Raw genomic sequence first — 24,472 nt, forward strand, 5'->3', positions numbered from 1 at the left:
TTACTTATCTGTTTTTTTCTTTATCGTCTTTCTTGCTATCTTACCTGTTGCACTTACCGGGAAATTAGCTAGTTGCCTGTAGGTTTCCGCTAAGCCCTCGCCTACCGCTTTGGTAAGAAATGCCGATTTGAATCCCAATGAATTGGCAAGTTTTGCTTTAGACCAGCCTCCCAAGCCGTATTTACTTCCGCCAAATGCGACTTTAACACCAAAATCAATTCCTGTTGACAAGAGTGACTTATTATAGAACGTAAGTCCGATCTTGTCCTTATCAAATGGTTTCACATCGAGTATCGAACCGAGTGCATGGGCGGTCATTGGCATTGTAAGGCCAGCAAGCGTTGCGTCAAACACATCCGTTTTCCAGATACTGCCGTTTGCAATTGTCTGACCGAGAACGTCTACACTGGATTTAATCCCAAACGATAGCCATGTTACCTTGGGGTCAATACGTGGCATTAAAAATCCAAGACCGCTTCCCAGCACATAACCGCTGGAAACCTGGAAGAACGGGTCTCTTACAAGACCACGACCGAAACCGGCGCCTCCTTGTGCTATCGGATCGAGGTTCGAATTCGTTTCTTCCATACGCAAGCCCTCGTAATGCGCGTTGATAATCTCCTGGCATCTGATACAATCATCCGTTTTCGCTATTTTCGGATTTCTCGCGGATTCTTCAAACATGGCATTGATTCTCTCCTGCTCTATCGCCCTTTGCTGCTGTATGTAGAGCGCTGTTTTTGTATTTGAAATTTCCAGGGCTGCATGCAACTTGAACAGCGGAGTAGTTAATTCCCAGGTTTCCAGACCGTCCAGATCAATTGAATTGATAGGCTTATTACTTGCAAACTGGTAAGGTGTCAGTTCCGGATACGTCGGAGCCAGCGGGTCCATACTCAGGAACCTGCCTATTCTGGTATCATAGATCCTCATACCATAGTCCTGCTGATTTCCGTCCCCCTTCACATCATTGTCATTTTCCTTACCGTTAAATCCATACCTGTAGTTATTACTTGCAAAGCCTCTTCCCGGCATCTGCATACCGAAAGGATAATAATCCTGCGCTGAAACCAGGTTAGCTTCATAATGATCGATCGTACTACCATCCCTTGATACACCTATTCTTCTATCAGATACTGTTGCCAATACATTGTCCAGGTGATTGCCCAGCTCAAACATCTTCCTGCCTCTGACAAAGGCTACCTCAGTTGCATATCCCAAACCAGGGAGATCAATATTATTCTGCGGCGCTGCACTTTGAACATCGGTACTCAGCTCGTTGATCCCCAGTCTGCCATCTCCATATAAATGAGCCTCTGTCTGAGTAAGCAGCCCACCATTTAAAGAACTGTCGCCCTTCACGTACACACTCATTACATTCCCGGAGGCATCACGAACATACCAGGTCTGTATACCTTTGAAGGTTTTACTGATACGCTTATTAGAAATATCATAGGAATAATTGGTTGGCCCACTTGCTGAGCTTATGACCTTGATCTTATCATATCCAGTCCATTGTATGCTCGTTATCCCCGCTGCCCTGTCGATATTCAACTGACCTCCCCCTGTATAGTTATAGTTATTGGTTACCTGGTTGTCTATGTCATTCGGGTAGTTGCCTGCGTCCACGCCATCAAAAATGTATAACAGCTTATTAGTTCCACTGGTGTAGTTATAGATAAGGCTATCCATTGCCAGCGGTTTCCCTGCAAATGTATTATTTCCTCTGCGGAGATATGTCCTGATGTTACCATTCGGATCATAGGACACCTCCTCCTTAAAGTCCGGCAACACAACAGGCGTCCAGCTATTATTAGCCTTATCCAGTCCTTTTACAGCCTGCATACTGGCTATCCTATTCAGCACATCATACGTATAATTATACATCAACGGCGTACCAATGGATGATATATGCTGACTGATACCGGCAATATTTCCGTTAAATAATGGTTTAAAGTAACCACCAATGTTGCCCGGATCTGCAAAAGGATGGACAGTACTACCTATAGGTTTATAGTCCCTCGCACCATAATAGTGCAACGCCAGACCATATACATCTTTGGCAACAGCGCTTGTACCGGCACCATCTCCTCCCATATCAAATATGGAAGTATCTGCTGTACTGTTAATTCCCTTCAACCAACCCTGCAGCGTGTAAGTATAATCTATCCCTTGTACCTGCTGCTGTCCTATCACCGTTCTTGCAAGCGGACCATATTTATAATACTGATAGTAGGCGTCCCTGTCCCAGTTAATGCTATCCCTGCTGGTTTCTACATTTGTCAGCTTATTATTCGCATCATAGGTAAAACGGTGATATAACGCATCCCGTGCACCTGGCTGATAAGCCACATGTTTGACTTTTCCGCTAAGCAGGTCATACTGATATACCATTTTCTTCCAACGGTTATTACCCTCTGCCATTCCTCCCGTTTTAAAATCCTGTACCAGGGTATCTACATTACCGTATGCATCATAACTATAGAAGGTTCCAAAAGTATAAGCCCCGGTATTTACAGCTGCAGTACCTGAAAATACACCCGACCAGGATACGCGGTTTCTCAGGTTACGCTGGCTGATCACTGCTCCTGATAAAGGCGTATAAGGCTCGTCATAGGTGGTAGCAATAACTTCCGTCCTCAGCATATTGGCATACCACTGTGCCAGGGTATACGGGTTACGGCTGGTACTATTTGATATTGAGCCGGATGTAGCGCCAGTCTGCGTAATGCGTCCCAGGTTATCATAAATAGTATAAATGCTGGTGGTTGATATTACAGGCTGCGCTGCAACCAATCTACCAACCCTGTCATAAGCATAGCGCAAAGCCGCAGTGATATCTGGCGTCAACTTGGTTGTTACCTGGTTTAAGGTATTATACCTGTAATTTGTCACCATGGTATGAGCCGGCAGCTGCTCCAGGCCCCTTGCTCTGGCAGCCTTCACAGCATTTAACCAGGTTGGTGTGCGGTTTACCACAACACCCGCCGGTGGCACTGTCTTCACCAAAGATCCCGCGCGGTCATAATAGTACAATGTATAATGATATTCCGACGTGGTATAGGAAACTGTAAAGAGCTCCCTCAATCCGGCATTCATGCAACTATCTATGTATGCCTTGTTGAAACCGGCCTTTAGAGAATCTCTGTATGCATTAAACAACTCGGTTCCCTTACTCACTGCAAAAAACTCATTATCAGAACAGTTGTTTACCTCGTTGACATCAACCTCCTCAAATACCGGTTTAGTATTACCACAAAGTAAGGGGCCTTTACTCATACGGAAGCAACTGTCAGCCCCCACACAGTTAAACACTCTATGTACCGGTGCTATCGCATTGCCTGTAAGCGTAAATACTTTCACCGCAGTGTCCTTGATGACGACATCCCACACCATGATAGTATCAGGATTAAACCTTACCCCAACAGGATCAAAAGTAACATTGATCAAACTATCGTTACATCCCATCGGTGCATAAGGTGGTGTGAAAACCATCATTGAGCTCCGTCCATATGTACCAACTCCCACAAATCCGCCATCTGCATTCTCTATAAGCTTTGTAAAGAGAACAGAACTATCCAACCTGAGCATATCAGACCAGCGAAGAGTTCCATCTTCATTGACTTTCTCCCACACAATGCCATTATTATTGGAAGACAGTATATTCTGGGCTGCTATAATGCTACCATCCGAGCCTACTGCCGTCGGCATCCACTGATAGACAGATTGACTCAGCGGACGGGAGAACTGTTTAGCATATTTTATCCTGCCATTCTCGGTTAAACTCAATACACTTTGTTTTATACCTCCGGCGTCTCCGGCAGAATAACTAACTATATACCCATCCTTTACTTTATGGAGATAATTAGAAAAGTTCGTGATTGTCTTTGTCGGCTGGCCAATGTCATACCAATAGACACTCAACCGTTGCCCTGTTTTCTTGTCCACTTTCAATATCCAGCCATCAAACTGCCCTACTGATACTGAAGTCACCCATGAACATCCAGCTATCACCAGTGTATCTTTATTCTCCACCATCGAATAGCCTTCATCTCCGCTGCCCTCACCAAAACGCTTGAGCCAGTTAAAGGTTCCGTCAGGCTTAAGTGATCCAACAAGAAAATCTGCAACACCATCTGCAAGATTATATCGTGCTACATATGCGTATCCCCCATCACTTGTCTGCAGAATTTCAGCGCCCGTCTCTCCCCAGGTTGTATTAAGGCCGACACGTTTGCTCCAGGTTACATCGCCCTGTGCTGTCAGTTTAACGATCATCGCATCTCTTGCCGCAGCGTAAGCCGCAATGGTACCGATCGCTATATATCCGCCATCGGATGTAGGCTTGATCCTGGCAAAATTGTCATTTCCAAAACTGCCGTAATGTTTAGACCAGAGCACCTCGCCCTTACTATTCGTCCTGATAAGATATGCATTCTTATTATTGGCCGCGATAGGTGTAGCCCCTGCCAGCATGAACCCATTATCCGGGGTGCGGATAACATCGTAGATCGTGTCAACATTTCCTGTCGTATAACTATGAATCAACGGTTTACCTCCGCTGCAAACAATGCTGTCTTTAAATGGATAAAGCTGACAGGTATCCATAAATTCCATGTATTCCCACAACTGCTTATTCATTCCCAGCTGATTATTCATGAAATTCACAAACAGCTCATTCTTCCTTTGCTGCAGGGAATCCGGCTCTTCGCGCAGCGGTGTTATGCCGGGATATGTTGCCTGAAAACGGCTGTAACTATTTCCCACCACCTCGCAGCTCGCACACGGCGCTGCTATGTTACATTGCATGATAGTTGGGACCACCAGCGGTTCCTCAAAGTACGTACAGGTGTTGGTTCCCGGTACATTACAGGCACCCAGCAATTGCTGCACCTGCACTTCGGACAGAGAAGTCCCCCTTGTACGGTTCAGGTAAGTGGCCAGCGTTATATCTGATGGCTTCTTGTAGGACTGGTATTCAATATTTAATATTCTGAGCTGATTACATTCACAATCAGTAGGCGCAGTATAAGTCGGTTTGTTCGTATAAGCCGACTGTTTGTCATACGGCGCCGGCAATGTAATAAGATAGCCATTACAGTTCAGCGGATCTATAATACCTGCCTGGGCATTATATGTATTCAATACTTCACTGAAACTTCTGTAGTAACTCTCACTGGATGGCTTAACTGAGCTCGCACCGTAAGGATGGTCCATATCAGACCCTTCCTTACAAACCGCCAGCAATTTTGGTATAATAATGCTATCAAGTACCTGCTGGCTATACTTGCACGGAGCCAGTTGTTTCACCCATGCCTGTACATAGCTCCTGCAATTTTCGTCATAAGACCGTTCCAGCTGTGCATTGACAGAGTCTTTCAATACCGTTGTATCAGCATTATTTCCCAGGAACCCACCTCCATTTTCACTCAATGCCTCGTTTACCACATAAAAATTAGGCTGATTGCCCGCAGCGCTCAGCTGAGCAGATGTTACCTTCGGATAACCAGGGTAGATAACATTATTGATCCTGTCATTGATGATGTTATGCTTGGTAGTCAGGTACATCTGGCGGAAAGCCCTCCAGGACATATCAAGATCGCCCTTACACATCACGGCTTCATTGAAAGCTTTGTCTGCCGTATTGTATTGCTGATAACAGTTAACACTGTTACGGGAACACTTCACACTCACTGTTGCCATGCTCCACATAGACAACAAACTGGCGCCACTGCCGCCATTAAAATTACTGAGCGCTTTCTCTAATCCATCTTTTGCTGTTGCAGCAAGCGGATCTTTATTGCCTGTTACTGCAGGAAAAATATAACTGTTATTCGCAGTCGGATTCAGATAACCCATTTCTTTCGCCTCCGCATAGGTATCTACCCCCTCAAATGTCTTGTCCCACAAATAGCTATCGGCATACTTCTGCATCTCCAGTAGCTTATAGTACTCCGGATGAAACTTCAGTAATGCCTCGGCCCATGACGCCTTGAACTTAGCTGCAAACTGTTCAGGATTCAGTAACTGCGGTATTACATAGGTATCACTGATCTCATCATATACTGTATCTCTGCGGCCCAGTTCATCATAATACACAACAGAATCCCTTCTGTATGGCGCCACCACTCTTTCATCCACATGGTAGAATATGGAATAGATATTTAGTGTGTCCGCCGGATTGGCATACTGTCCATAAGCCCCGGATACATCCAGCAACATGGCATTTCTGATACCTGCTATCTCAGAACCGGATTCGCACAAAACGTCACAGGCCTCAACCGCCGCCTGGTAAGCTGCATACACAGCTCCCCTGTAAGAAGCTGAATCCACTGGTGAAACACCTGCTTTTGCCAGATAATTATTTCTGAATGCCTCCCAGGTGCCGACACTGTCACGACAGGTCTTACAATCCGGCACACAGGTCCTGGAGCTATCGTTCGCGAGGATATCCCGCTGTTGCTGCACAAACTGTTCAAGTGTGGTGCATAATTGTTTCTTCAGATATACACTATCTCGGTAATAGTCCATTGCCTCCCGGTTCACGCTCAGGCGTTTGGTGATCTGGTAAGTACCTGCAGGTAAAAATTTAGTAAATCCAACCTCCAGATCCGGTACACCACAGGTGGCAGGAACTGATCCCGGCGTATAATTATGTAATACGGTGTCGAACGGTTTACCTCCCAGTCTTTGATTGGAAGCATCGTCAGTGATACTTATCTCCAGGTCAAACAAACCATTGTAACAAATTGGATTATTATTACAATCGGTACGTTGCAACACCGGGGCTTTCAATTTGTAGTTAAAGACATAGTTACCAGGCAGCGTAACCAACTGGCTCTGCGTATTTTCCATTACCAGATCTTTCACTATACGATTATTCGCCCTTGACAGCGTATCTGTATAAGAAATAAGCGGATTGTAGGAAAGTCCTGTAAGGTTAGCGCTATCTGGCACTCCTGATAACGCCGTGGCTACCGTGCGGCCATACATGTCGATATAACTGACATGATACTGTCCATTGGCATCCTGCACAATATTTTTGAAATAATGGGATTTCACACCGATTTCGGTTCCAAACAGGGCATCCAGATCATTGTCACCTGGTGCACCGTAACTATATCTTGTATCATGCCCACTACCAATGCGATGCACAGGTCCTACTCCGCTCTTCCGGCTCACCCGGTCTGTGTTATCCTGCGTATAAGACGTTTCAGTAAAAGCATATCCAGCGGCATCCGGAAGATATTGATTAGCCCCATTATCCTTCTCCGGATTATTACCTGAGTAGTACTGGCTGGCGCCGGAAGTATTTGACATCGGACTCGCAGATGCCGTCAGTATATCGGCCGCATTGATCAGCGTATCGTAATTTCCCTTGTCATACTCACCGCCGTTGATTGTCCGGTTAAAGTTGCGGGAATATTTCATCACAGAACTCATAGTCGGCGCCGGAAGCACCTCTATAGCAGAACGACCCTGATGATCATAATAGGTCTCTGCCACAACTGTCGTATTAGTAGTGTTATTCTTTGTAACTGTCTGACGATTGCGGAGACTACCATCATAATATCTTACAACCGCTTTTCTCATTCCATTCTCCGCAAACTCTACTTTTGATTGCCAGTTTAACTGACGTTGATGGCCAGTGAAAGCATATTGTCCAAGACCATCCTGGTATAAAGAACTCCAGGGCGTCTCTGTCCTGCCGATACCTGTCTTTTCCTGCACAGCCCTCACCCGGAAAAACAATACTCCGCCATCGCTGTACAACAATGGGATATTATACGAGTTCGTCGCCACCGTCACACGGGTTGCATTATTGCGGAATATCAGATTGCGGTTTAACGGTTCGCCATATCTTCCGCTCTGCAATGCTGTTGAATCAATGTAAGCCCATTCGAGATCGTATACATCTGCACCGGTCATGGCTGGCCATGTGACCCCAATCTCGTCCGTAGAATCTGTATTGGCAGGTGCCGGAGAAATAACCCCGATACGCTGCACACCGTCATTCACGCAGGACAACTTATATACCAAACGTATATCCATCGCATTCTCCAACACCAACGCCTGCAACACATTCGATGTCGCATTCGTAGTTACGCTCAGTATTTTAACCGTTACCCTATGTGCATTGTTAAATACAACACTACTTCTGGCTGTATAAACACTGGTATCTGAATAATTGATATTCATTACCCTCTCCACAGAATCAATTCCCTGATCCGGCTTAGTATAGATAATACGCACATTTACCGAAGCCGTAAAGGTAGCCGGGAGTAACACGCGTGCATATTCGTTGATCTTAAATGTAATGACATTCTTTACTGAATAGGGAGTATCCAACTTATCCCTTAAAACAGCACTAAAATAAGCAGTATCTTCCACGAAAGCGATCGAGTCTTTCGCCAGCTCGCCTCTACTGCCATCCAGCAAATCTCTTGCAACCGTCACCGTTTGTGCCTGACTGCCTGTTACCATCAGTATAAAAAGCAGCGGGAGAACAAACTGTATTAGCTTCGCCGCGACCGATTTCGGGTTATTCAACAATCCCGCCTTTATTAAAAATGAATCTTTTCTCATCTCTTGATTATTTTCACAATGAATGATTATGGCAGCACTTCTTTCAATAAAGAGCCCCTGGATTCAGAGATTGTTTTAATTCCCCGTTCAGTCTCTTTTTTCAGGCGGATCAATGTGCCATCGTCATCATACTCATACATGGTGGCATAGTTATTTTCATCCAGTTCGGCCATCAGGCGAAGGTTATCAGGACTATACACAAAAGACTTCATGGTAGCGTTATAGGGATGTAAACGGATGTCATCAAAATACACCGGAACAGATCCTGTTGCCTGCAGATACAATGTAATGCTGACTGCATCAGCAGGAACATCCAGTGCACGTTCATATCTCTGCCAGCCTTCAATAATGCTGCCATCGGGAAGCGCTGTTATCGTCACACTATCTGTTGCCCGTTTTATTTTCACCCATATCTGATTTGCTGTATAAGTATTTCCGCTGCACGCCTGTCCTTCTTTGACCCATGCGCTGAGCAACAAACGTTTTCCCGCCAGCGGTGAAAAAGTTGGCAACAATACATCCTTCCCCGCATCGATGCCTTTCAACACTAACTGCTTATCAGGACAATTGCTACTATCCCTGGTGTAAGCGACCCGGAAAGTATCAATATCACTGGCAGTTATATTTGCACTCACACCGTAAGCACTTCCTGCTGCCACCTTCAGGCTGTACCTCCCGGTATGTTGTTCGGTCGTATCCAAATATTGCTTATAGGGAGAAAAATCAAAACTTCTCGGAATCGTACAACCGTTGCCGCAAACCGCCTCGTTCAGGAAATAATCCTCGAACCCATCAAACGCAGTCTGCCGGTATCTTGCATTTTCCGTCATCGTTGTCGGCAAAGCATTTCCATATCCCAACAATACCGACTTATACCGGCCAAGCGGATCTCTGGTCTCAACTTCAATACCCTTAAGACTATACAACGTCGTCTCGTTCATCCACAACCATCTCACAGTGTCTGGCTGTATCACCCACTTCCTGTTGTTCAGTTTCCAGTAATAGGTAAAATTGAAAATGGTACCCGCGGTTCTTGCATGCAGCGACTGTGTAGCATTCACTTCATTACGATCAGTATACATGGTATACTTCCGCAACTGTCGCCAGGAGCCAGCAAGACCGCTCACATAAGGATTAACGCTTGTATCAGTCACCGCGCTGTAACAGCTGCCGGAAGGTGCAACAAGGCAGGTATAACAGGTGCCGATCGCCAGCTGCGCTACTTTAACACTGCCACCAGCTTTATGGTAAGTCACGACATCCGCACCCGTGCAGGCGTCACTGCGCAGGCTATCGAATCTGACAGCCCCGGCAGACGATTGTAAGGAAACTTCACAGTCCCCTACCCGGGCCTTGTAAAGCGTGCCTACTGTGTCCGTTGTAATAGCGTAGAAGTTCTTATTAATGTTCTTATACAAAATGGCACACTGGGTATAAGATATATTATAGCCTGCCCTCCTCGCATCCCTTATCAGCGAAGAGATAACGACATGCTCCGACTCCACCGTAAAAAGCCGGTGGGAGGAGATCAGGTAATCGAATAATGGCTGCAGACAGCCACAGGTACAGGACACCTGCCCCTGCGCTGCCAGCCTGTTCTGCGTACCGGCGCCTCCTGCAAGCAGCAGCAATAAGACCACTGCCTTGTATAGAAAATTATAGGTTTTATACTTTTTCATATTGACTCAACTCGTTAATAGAACCTCAGTTAGAAGATGAGATATCACTACTTCAGATTGTATATCTGCACACCAGGATTGGTCAGCGTAAAATTGGTTGTCACGCCACTGGTAATCGACTTGACATACAGTGCTACCGGTGGTCCCTGGCAGGATTGACAAACCCATGAGTGACCGATAACGCCTTCATATCCCTGCTGGTAAATCTGCGGACCAGCAGTATAGGTTGTCACCCCCGCCGGAATCCTGACTATACAGGGAACATTGGGATTAAGTCCCCACGGGTTAGCGTCTGCAGGAGGTGTAAACAGATCACTTCCCTGGTAGAACAGTCCATTTGCGCTGTTATGGACATGCCCTACCAACAGCGTAACCGCTGTAGTGGTCGGAGTAGGGAAATTAAACGTCAGCAACGTCCCTCCCTGCTCGGTGCAACCCTCGTCCGTACAACCCCAGCTAACTGTCGCTTGCAATGCAGGAGAAATACACTGGCCTTTTGCATTCGCTGTGTCCTGGGCTGCTGCCAGGGCCTTTGTATTGGCATCTGCCTGACTAAGCGGAGAAGTAAACGTACCCGCAGGTATCGTCACCGCAACAACACTACCCAGCAGACCTGCAGGGCAGTCATTCTTTCTGATCGAGTCTGTTATGATACTATTATAATAAGTACAGGTTCCTTTCGTATTGGCATTTGCCTGACCAGCTATATTCGCTTTGATCACGGCAAGGCTGTCAGCCTGCGACTGGCTTACCAGCGAAGAATCTGTTCCTGCCGGATGATGATAAGTCACCACAGAACCTACTCCTCCAACACCACAATTATTCTTTGTGTAATCTTTGTCAATAACCCCGCTATAGTAATACGGAATACATGCACCATTCATATCGGCATAGTCCTGGCCATTCAACGCAAGATCTGCAGCTGCCTTTGCATCCGCGTCCTCCTGACTGATTGTGGAGGCATAGCTGCCCGCTGGTACAATGTATTTTACAGGTGCACCCGGCGCATACCCCCTGCCGCAATTGGTGCGCTGGAAGAACTGACTGGCTTCTGTATTTGAATAATAAACGGTACCGCATTGCTCCGTTCCTGCATACTCAGCATAGGTTTTCGGCACACAATTCATTACCGTCTGCGCCTTCAGCTGGTCTGCCACTTTCCAGAACTGGCCAAAGGTGGTAACACTGGAAGATAGTGTCCTGTTATTATCCAATACCAGAGAATACCCTGATGCATTTCGTACCAGCGGATTGCCCAGTGATGTAAACTCACCAGCCTCCGTAGCCATATTCCTTCTTCCGGAACGGATTACCTTCATCGAGATGTCATTCCCTGTAAAAGGAACCCCATTACGGTCAACAAAATAGATATCCGGTGCAGCACCTTCTGTCTGCACGTTGGCATCTACAGCGTACAACACCGTCCACGCTGCAAACGTCGCTATCTCAGGGAAACAGTCAGCCCCTCCTGTCTTTTGCCTGGAACCGATCAGGATCTCATCACCAGCGGTGAAGTAGTCTGCTGCAGTAACAAGCGTGTCGAGTCCCCTGACAATCTTGCCCTGGTTCATATAAACATTGCGAAGTGTTGTATTGATATTCTTATAGGCCCCACTCATACCGTTATATACCCAGGCCGCCGGCATGCTGAAGTTATATACCGGGTCATCGTACTCGTTGTAAGTACGGGTAAGTACCGGCTCTCCTGTCTCAGCGTCAAACAACAGGTTTTTAGTACTGATCCGGCTACCTTTGTCTACCACGACTATACTATCCAGGATGCCGTGGCGATTGATGACCTTTGTCGCACCAACCGACTGGAACCTGGTTTCCTCACGTTGCGCCAGGTTCCATAGTGTTGGCAACAGGAAGACCGGTGGGAACGGGAATGTAAAGTTGTCGCCGTTCAGGTTCAGGTTCAGCGCGTTGGTAACAGAGCGTTGTTCGCGCATATCCATCATCAGTTCAATATCCTTACCCACAGAAGCAATACTGTCAATTACTCCCTCCTCATCGATAGCCATCACTGTATTGTTCAGGTGCTTAACAGGATCATTCTGATTATCGACTTTGTAAAAATTCTCTGTGTAAGAGAACGGCATCTGTGGATTAGCCTCGGAAAAGCTCGATGTTGAACGTAACTTTCCATTCATATCATTGAGCTCAATCTTGAAGCCCTGGCTTACGGCCACAAAATGACAGGCATTAATACGCAGGAAATTACTCAGCGCCGGCTTATAACGTTTTTTGCTATCTGCCAGCAAGGTCATGTCTGTCAGCGTAGGAAAATCATAGCTGGTATAAAAACTGGTTTCTTCAAAACCGTTAGCGGAACGCACATTCTTCGCGTGAATCGTTCTTACCCTTACTTTGCTGTAACCAACGGATGGAGAGGGGTAAAAGGTCTCACCCAGTGGTTTCTCGGTATATCCGATACCAACAGGCGCCAATGCAGCTACCTGCTCCTTGTAAGCGATCGGCAGCCGCCATGGGTTCTCTTCTCCGCCGATAGAGGGCTCAAAAGTGGCTACCCCACTACTGATCACCTCCTCAGTCCCGTTTACGGCACGCGTAGTAGTGTACTGGTACTCCTGACCATACACAGACTCACGCTGTTTCGTCATCGCATTCCAGTGGTCGTAAGTGCGCACCCGTTTTACGCGCAGCCCACCACCATATTTCTTATAATATGGATTATTAAGACGTATAAAGGAACGGGAGGTATCTATCTGGTTCGCCCATCCTTTTAGCCTGGCCGTATTATCGTAGGAAACGAACATGTTCAGCACGTTATCGGCCTGCGATAACAGTACTTTCACGGCATCCCCAAAATCAATGTCGTCTCCCACGTCCGATCCCGGATAAGCCTTCGATGGCAGGTTCAGACGGAGGAATTGCGTACTTGCCTTTGCCAGCGGACTGTATACGCTTAGTAATTTGTCCGTCTCGCCCGACTGATTAATCGCTTTCAGCTTTAACCAGATTGTCTGCCCATTATTATAGAACCCGAAAGTGCCTGGTTCCATGTTTGCATAACACGATACATATTCATTACCATTGCCAAACTTATCGCCCGGCATTTTCACGTTCAAGCGGAAGAATAAAGTATCTATCCCTTCAAGATAACGGGCATATAAATCAGCATTACTGCTAACTGCCTTAGGTACATTCACCGACACATATAAATAATCCTTCGGACCGCCATACAGTTTTGTTTCCAGGTCAGAAAGCGCTTTAGGCACATCTGCCGATAACCCGGCGATCTTTAACATCTGTGTAGCGCGCCTGTTCTGAACATACGCATAATCATCACCTTCATAATCCACCTTCACTCTTCCGCCTGAAGGCAACACGATGGAATCAAGCGTCCATGCGGCAGCATTCTTTGCAACCAGGGCACTATCCTGTAATGCATAAGGATATTCAGCGTTAGTGATTACGTTAGTAGTTGACGAACCCGGGTTCTGCAATGGATCTTTATAGTTTCCCCACCTGTCATACGATTTATTATTGTAAGCCGGGTTGTGTGCATTATAGTTAAAAACATATGGATTACGCTGTACCTTATTGTTACCATTATAAGTAAACCAGATCCGCTTTAAGGTTAGTTTGCCACCGGTATTTCCTTTAATCATTCCCGGACATAGCTCATAGCTATACTCAAAATGGACGGTCTTTACCGGCCGTGCTTTCAGCGGATCCCTGCGGTAGTCAGCCTTAACATACAGATTGATCTCATCGAGCTTCTTCACCACCTTAGCCGAACCAGTATATCCATTCTCATCCATAGATGGCTGATCATTACGGTCGCTCAGCTTAAAGGTCGCGATCATGTTTTTTGACTCAATGGAATTGAGATACCACAGCTCTTTCTCACCGTATACGTAACTTCCTCTGTCATCCCGGTTGTCTGTCCGCAACCCTTCATTATAAACAGCACTGTCATTATAGGGCGTACGCCATTTATAAGGATTTTTGATCCCTGCTATCTTCGAATAGTTAAATTTAACAGCATCGCCCCTGTCATCGTCAGAGATGCCATCTCCGGTCAGGTCAACGTAGTCGGGCGAAAGTAATCCCGTCAGCAGGAACGAGTGCGCATAGGCAGGTACTTCCTCACTGTTGAAATAATGTTCATTTCCTTTGTCGTTGTTGACCGTATTGTCCAGACCGGGCGTATATTTCACCAGGCCATCCTTACTATTTCCTCCTGCCGGATTAACAGAAAAAGTGACATCTTTCTGTTTCAGGTTATAAACGGGAATACCATACACATATCTGCGGCCATCACCATTTAACACGCTGATCTCTGATATGTGATTTTTCTTCCTGAAATCGTTGATCCTCTTTTCCCTCGATAAATCACCGTTACCAACAGTAAAAGTATCTTTTGAAGGCATCAGGTAGAGGTTCCTGCTTCCGATAGGCAACAACGGCAACCCTGCATACATCCAGCGGAACTGCATAGCGATTTTCCCCTTTACCTGGTAATACTCCAGGCGGATGTTATATAATTCACCGGCTATCATATTGACTGTGGCTGTATCCGGCTGTATACCGTGCCCTCCCCAGTGATTAATGAACAGGGAGTCATTTATATATAGTCTCACACCATCGTCTGAATGGGTTACCAGCTTGTAAGTGCCCGTAACATCAGGTTTCAGCCTTCCCGTCCAGCGGATGGAGAAATCGCGGCTTACTCCCGGTACATTGGCAGGTTTGCCAGCATTAAAGTCGTTCAGGTTCAGGTAATTGACCATGGTATCTACCTTGGAGAACAGGAACTGCTGAAAATCATGTCCGGAATAATATTCTCCCAGTAAACCATGCCTGCTGGAATCGAGCTCTGAAGGGAACTCCGTATCGCAATTGTTCGTGCCATAAGCATTGATCCGGTAGTTGTCAATATATTTTGACAATCCTGCAACAGACGCCTCTTCAGCTGTCAGGTAAGAAATGACCTGTGTACGTTTATCCCTTACTTTCTTATAAACATTGTCGCGCGACAAAATAACCTGTCCTACCTTTTGCTTATTGGCATAACGGTTAAGTACATTCGTCGTAGTAATAAAAGGACTACTGCTGCCTGCCTGGAAAAGGTTGACAGCCACTACATCATCGCCACCTATATTATTATAAAAGGCCTTTGCATTCACTGATTTCTCTCCCGGATTCCGGAAATAGGCCGCTTCAAACTGTTTGTCCGATTTCCTGAACGCCAGGTTTGACGCCAGTGGGTTCATGTTTCTCCAGGGACCGCTTTCTGTATATGATCTGTTCACGTTCAGGTCTACACCCCAGTGCACCAGGTCACCCAGTCCGAGGTCTGCGCTGAATCTGCCGGATTTATCCTTCGTCTTCATGCGATGGTCATATACATAACCGATATCGCCTCTGTAAGCACGGAACATACCACCTGTACCCTCTCCCGACATGGAAAACACATCATAAGTATAAGAAGGGATGGCGATGTTAGGTACCTCCGGTTTCTCTCGATATACCATCTCCTTTTCACGGTTAAAGTCCAGCAATGCACCTCCCGAAGGATCGGCGTTCTGGTAATTCAGATAACCATAAGCAGGTATCGCCATATGGCGGTCCTCAGGTTCAATGCCCTGTTTGGCTACATATCCACTTGCGAAAATGTGTCCGTCGAGGATCTTGACAGTTCCTCCTAATTTCGCAGTAACACTGATCAGCGAACTGGTATAGGGCAGGGTGATGGTCGGCGTAAAGGACGGATGCGCAAAAGAAATTTCAGAAGAGAAAACTGAAGTTCCTATGCTGGAATGCTTATCAGGATTGTTCTTGCTGGCCTTACCATACTGTCTCATACCTGATGACAGCTGTAATGCCTTCAGACCGGACCTTGTATTGGCAGCCAGGCCAACAGTTATACTTCCCGCAGGACTATTCTGGCTCTCTATCGCCTCTTTATCCCCCATCTTCAAAGACAGTGAGGTACCAACAGTGATACCCTCCTGCGAACTGTTAGTAAATGATAATGCGGATGTTAAGGCCCCCATACTCTTCGCGCCCACATTAATGCTCGCATTCATGCCAGATTCAATGCCAAACCCTCTGTAGTTATTATGCGTAACCCCGAGGCTCGCTCCAATTCCTGCGCTGAGACCTTTCTCCTTCATCTTGGGCAAGCCGGCAATTTCCAGATCGCCACCGACGGTGATGCCTACTGTTTTATTGGTCTTGATGGTAGCCGTCTTCTGAATGGTATCCGTACCGTTAAAATCATCGGGTATACCGCGCAGGTTACGTGTGATCGTGCCCGGATTGATGTTCCAGCCCAATCCCACCCAACTTGCTTCTTCATCCATACTAATACCACTGTTGTACCCGATAGCTACCGGGTACCCACCTACGTCGAGCAGTGGTATATTATAGGAAAAGTCGCCACTGAACAGATCAACCATATTGTCGTTGTTCACGGAGTGAAACGCCTGACTCTCAGGCTGGGTGGGTCCTCCTATATCCGGATGCACCCACTCCCTATGCTGGCTTTTTACCGGCGTAAACTTCGGCGCCGCAGCCGTGTTGGCCACTGCCTGCTTTATAACGCGCATCGGCAGCTTGTGTGGGAAATGGATGTTAGCAACAGGCGCCCCCAGTGCGTTCCGGGGAACTATCACATCGAAATAGAGCAATGCCAGCATGAAGAAAGCAATCTTTCTCTTTTGCTTTGCAGCAAGTTCAATTATCATTGAAGTGTGTTTATCTTAATAGGTATTTTGTAACGTTCTGACAAATGATATTTTGCCCCGGAAAACAGCGCTAACATAGGTACGGGACGTAGATATCTAACTATAGGGACATGTTCTTAAGCCCTTGTTCTCACAAGAGAAATAACATTCCTGTAATGGTTTTAAAAACTTTTAATGGAAAACGCTGATGACTAAGTTCCTGCCAAAGTACAAGCCGGTCAACAAATCAGCCGGGTTACAGCTTACATCCGGAAATTCTACATAGGTATTGGATTCTTTAACGTTATATTATCCCCATACAGCACAAAATAACAAATGGCCAACAAAAATATTCAGGTCGGTAAACAACTGCTATTTACTATCTGCGAACTAGATTCAACTACGAACAAAACAAAAGTAATACATAAATATATATTTCAAAGTTTTCATTAAAAATAAATTTATAATACCTGTTTACGTCACTGCTTTGTCCAAAAACAAAAACTCCCGGACAGCTTTCACCATCCGGGAGACGAATATAAAACTAAACAACTTTTACTTTAACGTCGCAACATCCAGTTTTGGTGCGTCTACCAGTTTATCTGTCATTCCTGTCGGCAGATAAGGTCTGCCTCCGGTTGCGGCTACACAGGTACCGGTGAACACTGCTGTGGTCATTACCTTACCATTCAGGATGATAGATTGCTTAAAATGCAGTCTTGGCTGACCACCCGCATCTGCAAACAACTCGCAGGTCACAGTAAATTCATCATCTTTCTTCAGTGAACGCAGGAACTTAATCGTGTACTGAGACAATACCATATGAATACCCTTGGCCGCTTCCTCTGCGAAGTCAAACCCCAACACTTCCCTGATATAGTCATGACGGCAATATTCCATATAGAAAGGGTAATATAACCCATCCATGATACCCTGTACGTCGATATGTTCTTCCTTTACCTTATAGATTTTTGAATATTCCATGTGACCTTTGGTTTTATGCCGGCAAAGATAAGTCTTGGCCGGCTCATTTCTTGCATCGGCGTATCCCCTATAGTGGGGATATATTGCATAATACAACTGATCAGCTTTAACAGATAATCAGCAACTTAGTGTACTCTCAAAAATTTATTACAGGTTAAAAAGGCGTGTCCCCTCTGCTACAGGTCCACCTCACTTCCACCACAAGAGCTGCGGTATAGCAGGCATACGCCTACCTAAGCTTGTACAAAGCACAAAGCCCTCCCGAAAAGGGAGCGCTTTATGTCGCCAATGGTTAAAATTATTACAATCTGAATAATGCAGCGAGTATAAACCTCGTTTCAGATTTCACCAGGTCAGGACGCCAGTTAGGATCCAGCGGCGTAGTAGAATAACCGGTCTGGGAAGTCACCCCACCTTCTCCGGCAAAATAAGGCACATCGGAATGCCTGTTCACCAGTTCAAACCGGAAGGTGATACTCTGGTTAGGCATATAATCGAAGTTGGTAGACATATCCCAGCCCTTGAATTTATCGCCTGGGCTAGCACTGAACGGGAAGGCGCCCTCTGTTTTGGTAGGGTCCAGCGGATTAGGTAAAGGGCTGGCCTGACCTGTTGGATAAAGCACTAAATATCTACCCGGGTTAGTCATCACACCACCACCTACAGTCCATGCAAATTTGTTCTGGTTGAACCAAACGCGGTTGTAGAACATGCCGCTCAGGAAATACTGTGCAGGGCCGTTTTTGTCACTGTCTTTAAATCCGTTCACACCACCGCCTTTCTCAAAGCCGACGTCTCCTGTCAGAGAGAAGGCCATCCTGCTGATACCCTTTGACTTAGGCCTATTATAATATCTTACCAGCAGGCTATTATCTGAGTGAAACCGTTTCCTTTCAGGTATACCTGCAGCGTCGGTGCCATAATAGTCGTTCGTCAGCACTTTCAGGTTACTGTTGTCGGACATGTAGGTAAAGTTGAAGCCGAATCCAGGCATTTTGTTGAACTTACCATAGCTCTGCCAGCCGTTGATGATCCAGGGTTCGATCTTTATGTTTTTTGTAGGGTAGATCTGGATACGTAATCCATTAAAGAACCACGGCGTATTGTCTGAGGTAAACGAAGCCTGGTATTCCCAATTCTCCGGCTGATAGTAGGAATTCAGACCTATATAACTCATAAACATACCTGCATCAATGTTAATGCCATACCATTTATTAATATGATATCCGGCATAAGCCTCACTTAAATAACGGTATACATTAGCTAACTGATACTGTCCGCGATAAGGGCTGTAATCATTACGTGGCACGACAATAGAACGCGTACCAAATTGGGTCATAACTCTGGCCCTGGCCCCTTTATAATAGAAATCACCTCCAAAGTGCAGGGCAGACAGTTGCACTTCATTGTTACGGGCGAGTGCAGTAGAGCCTACCACCGTATTGTCATTCGGTTTATTGAACGAGTGTGTATAGTTGATATCCATCATGATACTTGGTGTGAAGAACTTCATGTTCTGAAATGCCGGGTTCTCCCTTCTGTCGTTACCATTTTGCCAGGTCTGATCAATGCCGTCAAATGGTACCTTTTCGGTCGTTGCTGTAGTGTCCTGTGCAATTGTGCAAATAGTCTTTGATGCTAATGCAAGTACTAGAAATGCTTTTTTCATTTGTTTGTGTTGTTTTGTTCCGTACCAGACAAGTTGCCTGATAGTGTTGTCCCGTATGCCAAAGCATGTACCATTCAGCGCGATGACGTACAGGAGAAACAACAGAACACAATACCACATTGTACCTTAGGAGGAATGGCTGAATATGCCAATTGAAAAACGCACATAGAAAACCTTCTCATGTTGAGAAAGTTTTATCAGAATGGCAGATCTGCGCTCCGGCCCTTTCCTACCTCCATCTTCCCCTGGTACCCCCGTTGTACATTCATGGGTTACTGTTGTTCTTTTTCAGTATTCTCAAATCATTTAATAATTTTTTTATTACTTTCCTGCTTTAATCGCCCTGAAAAGGACAACAGATTAAATGATTTTACCATTAAACACAGTACATCATATATTTTTAGCACTATGCAACAGCATCCAACTATTACGACATTATTCCTGGACATAGGCGGTGTATTACTAAGCAATGGCTGGGACCGAGCTGCAAGAAGACAGGCCGCCGCAAAATTCTCATTAGACCTTCCTGAACTGGAAGAACGTCACCACCTTACATTTGACACTTATGAGGAGGGCAAACTGACATTGGACGAATACCTGCACAGAACAGTATTTTATGAACCAAGGCCTTTTACAGAGGAAGAGTTCCGCGCGTTCATGTTTGCTGTCACCACGCCTATTCCCGAAATGATAGACCTGGTGTGCAAGATCAAGGCGAAATATGGCATTAAGATCGCCATTGTCAATAATGAAGGCAGGGAATTGAATGAATACCGTATACGGCATTTTGGTATCAATAAGTTTGTAGATTTTTTCATTTCATCCTGTTTCGTGCATTTCAGAAAACCAGATGCCGACATCTGGCGTATTGCACTGGATATTGCGCTGGTTAAGCCGGAGGAGGTGTTATATATCGATGACAGGGCCATGTTTGTATCTGTTGCGGAAGGTCTGGGCATCAATGGTCTTCAGCACAAGACATACGAAGCAACAAAAGAAAACCTCGCCAAATATGGCTTTGTGGTAGATTGATATTGTTTTAGTATCCACGCGGAATAATAAAACCCGTTTTTATAACATTATCGCTACTGAATAAATGTTATAAAAACGGGTTTCCTCTAATATTTACCTTCGCTATGCGCTGTTACGAATGCGCCTTCGAAGTCTACCTTCATCATGCCCTTGTCTGGTATTGTTGCTCACCGAAACGCACCTTCGAAGTCTACTCTCACTATGCCCTTGTCTGGTAATGCTGCTGCCCGAAACGCTCCTTTGAAGGCATCCTCCTCTTCAGTATCTCTTTGACATACTTCGTTCTCTTTTCAAAGACAAGATAAATCAGGTAGGCACTAACAAGAGAAATAGCAATAGCAACCAGGTAATAACCGAGTGACACTGCATTTATGGATTGACTTTTGGGAAATCCGAAGTGTACTAAAACATATACTATTGGCAGATGTGTGAGGTATAAGGTATATGAAAAATCTGCCAGCCAGGTTCCGAACTTATTTAATGATCTGCCCAGAACACCTTTCGGCTTACGATGTATCACCTGCTGTACAATCGCACACATGGACACTGCCAGAAATAACTCGCAAATGGTCTTTATATTATCAACACCATGCAGTTTAAAAGTACGGCTCTCTCTGCCAAAGAACTGAAGCGCCATCATAGAAGCTACAAGCGCCACTATACCGCCCAATAACACGAAATTATTCTTCTTTACATGAAAGAAGGACATCGCCCCCAGTAACCAGATAAAAAGATAGGTGGCCTTCAGGCTGTTTGAAAATATCATGAAATTAATGAACAGAAGCGCGATGCCGATGTACCGGTAGGTGTTTTTTGTAGTCGTCAACCACCAGGCCGCTCCTCCCATTAAAACGTAAAACCAGACCTCATATGCCAACGACCATAATGGTCCGCTGACCCAGGGTACCAATATTCCCTGCAAGGAGAGTATATTTCCCAAATAATCTATAACGCTATACTGCTGCCCAATAATGGTATTGCATATAAGAATTAATATCAGGGCTGAAAGCAAGGGCAGCATGATGCGCACCGTTCGGTCAAGCGCATACGATCTAAGGTCAAAAGTTCCTGCTTTCAGTCGCTGAATAACTTTTCCGCCCACAAGAAAACCGCTGAGCACAAAGAAAAGCAGCACAGCTTCGTGCGATACACGGGTAAGAAAGAAAAATATTGAATTCTGGATGGTCTTGTCTTCCGGAGGCAACAAACCATACTCAACAAATAACATTGTACGACAGTGGGTGGTAACAACGACCAGGGCTGCTAGCCCTCTAAACAGATCTAACCAATAAAAATGCTCTGCATTTTTATTCTCGAACGTAACATGATTTTCTGAGGTTCGCATAAATACTAGTTTTTCATATTTCAGTGGACTGGTATGGCCTGACAATATAGCCATTCAAATATTGCTCGGTTTGCTACAGAAGCTCTTCCTTTGGGATTGTCGCGAATGTATGTAAATCTCACTTTCCTGCAAAAGTTTTTTATTGCAATCGAAATTCAAGCAACGGCTATCGATATATTTTTCGCCTTAATGTTCACAAATTATTTTGAACTAAAAAAACATGTATATTCGTAATCTCAAAACTACACTTACGCTTGTCGTAGCAGTGAATGTAAAAGTTCACCCTGTTTAATTGTTTGTTATTCCTGTTCTCTAAAATTTATTGTTCATTTTTTAAAAGTCCTGATTACGGATCAAGGGGATAATAGTACTATCATTCCTTTACTGCACCTGCTATGCAATCTGTTAACCAGTATTTAATTCATATGCTGTTAAAAGTTTATGTTGACACTTCTGTCATTGGGGGGTGTTTCGATCGAAAATTTAAAAAGGATAGTCTCGCATTGTTTGAGGATTTCAAGGCCGGCAGGAAGATGATGATTTATTCGGACCTTGTGTGTAATGAAATTGAGCAAGGACGAGATCCGCGGAAACCTCTATTACACAAATTCCTCGACGTACCGGAAGACTACAAGTTCGGATACAAACAGAACGAGGAAGTAAAGTTGCTGGCAGAAAAATATTTACAGAAGAAAATATTAACCGGGAAGAGTTTCAAAGACGCAGTTCACGTTGCCATTGGCACCATCTTCGAAGTTGATGTAATTGCAAGCTGGAACTTCCGGCATATCGTTCATAAGCGGAAGATCAAGCTATACAATGAAACAAATATTGAGTTCGGCTACAAACCTATTGCAATTAAAACACCAGAATACATACTAAAGTCAAAACAATGATTAGAAAGATTAAAGGTTCTAAAACGCTTAGATGGCTACATGCGTATAGCTATCAATTTTACTTGAAATACTACAACAACTGGGATGCCCTCCAAAAAGACCTTGATGAATCATGGCAGCGTCACCTTGAACGATGTCCCAATGCACGGACAATATCGTCACGAGAAGAAATGCTTCAACTAAAAGCTGAGGGTAAATTGTAAATTCAAAGGATTATGAGAAAAATCAAATACTCCAAAGCACCTGGGAAGCTGCACGCGGATAGTTACCAATTTTACCTGAAATACTATAATGACCGCGAGGCGCTCAAGGAGACATAAAGAAGTCAGCAGGACGATATGCCGAACAATTTCCCAATGTTCGTACAATATCATCCCGCGAAGAAATGCTTCAATTAGAAAAGGAAGGTAAGCTATAACTCAACCAATGATCCAATCGCAAAGAGAAGGCAGGTGATAAACACTTCCCATGACCGGCTGCACTACCAGCCGGTCACTCTCTTCCTACTGATCCACCGCCTTATTCCGGTTCCTGTACTCCGACGGCGACATTCCCATCAGCTTGGAAAACATCCTTGAAAAATAATACTGATCCTCCACCCCCAGCCTGTTCGCCACCTCTTTTACCGTAGCATTCGAGAACATCAGATACTGACACGCTTTCTGGATCTTCAGATGGTTGAAATACTCTATCGGCGAATACCCCGTCTTTTCACGAAACACCGCTGAGAAATGAGAAACCGACAATCCTGCATAGCTGGACAATTCCTGCAAAGTGAGCACCTGCGCCAGCCGCTCCTGCATCATAGTTATCGTATGTGCAATGACATCGTTAGCCTCCTCATGCCCCGCATGATTAAACTTCTCCTCATACAATAACGAAGAAAGAAAATGATTAAAGATCATGTTCACATAACGGAGATTGTCCCCGCTATATCCCTTCTGGAGATTTAAACAGATTTCCTCAAACAAGCGAATACGGGTCTCATTGTAGGTAAGATGCAGCTTATAATTTTTCGCCCGTTGAAGGATCAGCTCTACTATAAAAGCCGAAATATCCCCTTTAAAATGTATCCAGTAAATTGTCCATGGGTCGTTCTCCTCCGACATATATTTATGTGGCGTACCGGAAGGAATGATGATCAACTGGGACGGCAGCACATCAATCCGCTTTTTGTCTATCTCTATCCATCCCCGTCCCTCTATACAATAGATAATAATATGCTGCCCCGCTCCCACCGCCCGCTTAATATAGTGATAACGCGCTCTCGGATAATACCCTATATCCGTAATGTACAGCTGCCGGGTTATTGGGTCCTTCGTCAGGAAATCTGCCGAGATCTTTTTGGGCACCACTATCAGCTGTTGCCCCTCAAACCCCTCCCGCTTTTTAAGTACTTTTTCTTTCATATTCGTAGAATATGGAACCAAGATACAAAAACCAGAAAATAATCCATTATTTTCATAAGAAACCCTATTTCCGCCCTTACAGTGAAACCCGAAATTTGAGCCGTAAACAAAAACACAATTCCACATCATCGGCAAACCAACAACTGACAATCAATACGGGTACTTAGTAATCAA

At 45.1% G+C, this 24,472-nt stretch carries 9 protein-coding genes; 2 read left to right on the forward strand and 7 right to left on the reverse strand.

Features of this window, described 5'->3' with window-relative positions:
* From L3C95_RS31410 to L3C95_RS31430, 5 genes are all read right to left on the reverse strand, one after another.
* On the reverse strand, nt 1-8,586 hold the full coding sequence (locus L3C95_RS31410) for an RHS repeat domain-containing protein (RefSeq protein WP_236394541.1): 8,586 nt from the start codon (nt 8,584-8,586) through the stop codon (nt 1-3).
* 26 nt (nt 8,587-8,612) lie between these two features.
* The gene (locus L3C95_RS31415; protein ID WP_236394542.1) at nt 8,613-10,265 is read right to left on the reverse strand and encodes a hypothetical protein; all 1,653 of its coding nucleotides are present in this window, start codon (nt 10,263-10,265) and stop codon (nt 8,613-8,615) included.
* Nucleotides 10,266-10,312: 47 nt separating this feature from the next.
* A complete protein-coding gene (locus L3C95_RS31420; RefSeq protein WP_236394544.1) occupies nt 10,313-16,984 on the reverse strand; it encodes a DUF5977 domain-containing protein in 6,672 nt (2,223 codons plus the stop codon).
* 534 nt (nt 16,985-17,518) lie between these two features.
* A complete protein-coding gene (locus L3C95_RS31425; RefSeq protein ID WP_149696394.1) occupies nt 17,519-17,947 on the reverse strand; it encodes a thioesterase family protein in 429 nt (142 codons plus the stop codon).
* A gap of 301 nt (nt 17,948-18,248) precedes the next feature.
* Entirely contained in the window at nt 18,249-19,616 is a 1,368-nt protein-coding gene (locus tag L3C95_RS31430) for a porin (protein ID WP_236394546.1), read from the reverse strand.
* A gap of 408 nt (nt 19,617-20,024) precedes the next feature.
* Here L3C95_RS31430 and L3C95_RS31435 point away from each other — a divergent pair, with 408 nt between their 5' ends.
* On the forward strand, nt 20,025-20,648 hold the full coding sequence (locus tag L3C95_RS31435) for an HAD family hydrolase (protein ID WP_236394548.1): 624 nt from the start codon (nt 20,025-20,027) through the stop codon (nt 20,646-20,648).
* Between the two features lie 199 nt (nt 20,649-20,847).
* Here the strand turns inward: L3C95_RS31435 and L3C95_RS31440 are convergent, their stop codons facing one another.
* On the reverse strand, nt 20,848-21,993 hold the full coding sequence (locus L3C95_RS31440) for an acyltransferase family protein (RefSeq protein WP_236394550.1): 1,146 nt from the start codon (nt 21,991-21,993) through the stop codon (nt 20,848-20,850).
* Nucleotides 21,994-22,388: 395 nt separating this feature from the next.
* On the opposite strand from L3C95_RS31440, the gene L3C95_RS31445 reads away from it, so the two are divergent.
* Nucleotides 22,389-22,889, forward strand: coding sequence for a hypothetical protein (locus tag L3C95_RS31445; RefSeq protein WP_236394552.1), 501 nt, complete (start codon nt 22,389-22,391; stop codon nt 22,887-22,889).
* A gap of 503 nt (nt 22,890-23,392) precedes the next feature.
* Here L3C95_RS31445 and L3C95_RS31450 read toward each other — a convergent pair.
* Nucleotides 23,393-24,298, reverse strand: a complete 906-nt coding sequence (locus L3C95_RS31450) for an AraC family transcriptional regulator (RefSeq protein ID WP_236394554.1) — start codon at nt 24,296-24,298, stop codon at nt 23,393-23,395.
* Nucleotides 24,299-24,472 lie beyond the last annotated feature (174 nt).

Source organism: Chitinophaga filiformis (assembly GCF_021646545.1).
Taxonomy (GTDB): domain Bacteria; phylum Bacteroidota; class Bacteroidia; order Chitinophagales; family Chitinophagaceae; genus Chitinophaga; species Chitinophaga filiformis_A.

Coding starts and splice junctions, on each gene's coding strand:
- L3C95_RS31410 (WP_236394541.1), bottom strand. CDS start 8,586: ATGAGAAAAGATTCATTTTTAATAAAGGCGGGATTGTTGAATAACCCG.
- L3C95_RS31415 (WP_236394542.1), bottom strand. CDS start 10,265: ATGAAAAAGTATAAAACCTATAATTTTCTATACAAGGCAGTGGTCTTA.
- L3C95_RS31420 (WP_236394544.1), bottom strand. CDS start 16,984: ATGATAATTGAACTTGCTGCAAAGCAAAAGAGAAAGATTGCTTTCTTC.
- L3C95_RS31425 (WP_149696394.1), bottom strand. CDS start 17,947: ATGGAATATTCAAAAATCTATAAGGTAAAGGAAGAACATATCGACGTA.
- L3C95_RS31430 (WP_236394546.1), bottom strand. CDS start 19,616: ATGAAAAAAGCATTTCTAGTACTTGCATTAGCATCAAAGACTATTTGC.
- L3C95_RS31435 (WP_236394548.1), top strand. CDS start 20,025: ATGCAACAGCATCCAACTATTACGACATTATTCCTGGACATAGGCGGT.
- L3C95_RS31440 (WP_236394550.1), bottom strand. CDS start 21,993: ATGCGAACCTCAGAAAATCATGTTACGTTCGAGAATAAAAATGCAGAG.
- L3C95_RS31445 (WP_236394552.1), top strand. CDS start 22,389: ATGCAATCTGTTAACCAGTATTTAATTCATATGCTGTTAAAAGTTTAT.
- L3C95_RS31450 (WP_236394554.1), bottom strand. CDS start 24,298: ATGAAAGAAAAAGTACTTAAAAAGCGGGAGGGGTTTGAGGGGCAACAG.